This window comes from Rhodococcus sp. LB1 (assembly GCF_001583455.1).
GTDB classification, from domain to species: Bacteria; Actinomycetota; Actinomycetes; order Mycobacteriales; family Mycobacteriaceae; genus Rhodococcus_F; species Rhodococcus_F opacus.
Genome location: NZ_LTCZ01000329.1, coordinates 1 through 842 on the forward strand (window position 1 = coordinate 1; position 842 = coordinate 842).

Below are 842 nucleotides of genomic sequence, written 5' to 3' on the forward strand. Positions count from 1 at the left end.
CCTCGTCATGACCGAGCCCGTAAAGGAAACCCCATGAAAATTGGCACCGTCCGGATCAACGACACCGTCACCGCGGCAGTCGAAGCCACCGAAGGCAAGACAGTTCTGCTCGACGATTTCGCCAGCGTCGATGCGCTTCTCGCACTCAGCCGGGAAGAACTACACCATGAGGTCGACGCAGCACTGGCCCGCAATCGCCGCTATGCCACAACCGAGGTGCAATGGCTGCCACCCGTGCGGCACCCGGGCAAAATTCTCTGCGTCGCTCTGAACAACAGCGCCAATCCGGCGAGAATCATGTCCGGTCCTCAGACGCCGGCAATGTTCGTCAAACCAGCGTCGTCGCTGACAGGACACCAACAACCCATCCGGATCGGATCCACCTACGGTCGAGTTCATCCCGAACCGGAACTCGCCGTCGTCATCGGCACGACCGGATCGGACATTCCGGTAGAGACTGCCCTCGACCACGTCTTCGGATACACCATATTCAACGACATAACGTCACCGACGATGCGCGTCGAGGACACCTTCCACTACCGGGCCATCCACCCCTCGGACACCGAACCTGACGGCGTCCGCTACATCGACAGCTGGGTCAGCTACCCCGCCCGGTACAAGGGCGCCGACACCTTCGGCCCGATCGGGCCCTGGGTGGTCACCGCCGACGAGATCCCCGATCCCCACGACCTACGCATCACCTGTCTGCACAACGGCCGCGTGATCACCGATGACAACACCGCAAACCTGCGCTTCTCGGTCGCCGAGGTGATCGCCTTCGCGTCGACCTACCTCACACTCGAAGCCGGCGACATCATCGCCATGGGCACCGCGCTTCAGCG

The 842-nt window shown here is 62.2% G+C and carries 1 protein-coding gene; it reads left to right on the forward strand.

Annotation, left to right across the window (positions count from 1 at the left end; all coding sequences use genetic code 11):
* Positions 1–33: 33 nt before the first annotated feature.
* A partial coding sequence (locus tag AZG88_RS33020; protein ID WP_061700237.1) for a fumarylacetoacetate hydrolase family protein occupies positions 34–842 on the forward strand: 809 nt, incomplete at its 3' end.